Genomic DNA, 604 nt, shown 5'->3' on the forward strand with positions numbered 1-604 from the left:
TACAACAATTAGAACAAAGAAGAATTAATGGCGGCGATGCTCAGCAAGATGCTGGTGCAGCTCAAAATACACAAACTCAAGAAACTGCTGCTCAATAATAATTAAGCGAGTTTTGAAAGTTTTTAAGGGGAAGCAAATTTTATGTTGTTTCCCCTTATTTATGTTCTTTGTATTCTTTGATATTTATATAATCTTGTTTAAGGATTTATTTATGAAATTAATGAATGAACCTATTTTAGATAGAAATAATTCTTTATATATTTGTATAGATTTGCAAGGTAAATTATTGGCGGCAATAGATAATTTAGATACACTTATAAAAAAGTCTAATGTATTGCTTAAAACTTCTGAGATATACAATATTCCTCTTTTAGTTACTGAGCAGTATCCTAAAGGTTTAGGACCTACTGATGAGAGGGTAATRCTTCCAAAACATCATAAATTATTTGCTAAGACTAATTTTAGTGTATTTGCTAGCGAAGATTTTGTTGAGGAGTTTAATAATTTAAATAAAAAGAATATTATAGTATTTGGAGCTGAGACACATGTATGCGTATATTATAGTGTTTATCATTTGCTTCAAAATGGATATAATGTTTATGTG

1 protein-coding gene is annotated in these 604 nt (G+C 28.4%); it reads left to right on the top strand.

The features are described 5' to 3' along the window. Nucleotides 1-211: 211 nt before the first annotated feature. Nucleotides 212-604 (top strand): isochorismatase family protein (locus tag GQX97_RS14015; protein WP_157152344.1); only part of this gene is annotated, 393 nt, incomplete at its 3' end.

The sequence above is a fragment of the Brachyspira sp. SAP_772 genome, assembly GCF_009755885.1.
In the GTDB taxonomy this organism is placed as follows: Bacteria; Spirochaetota; Brachyspiria; order Brachyspirales; family Brachyspiraceae; genus Brachyspira.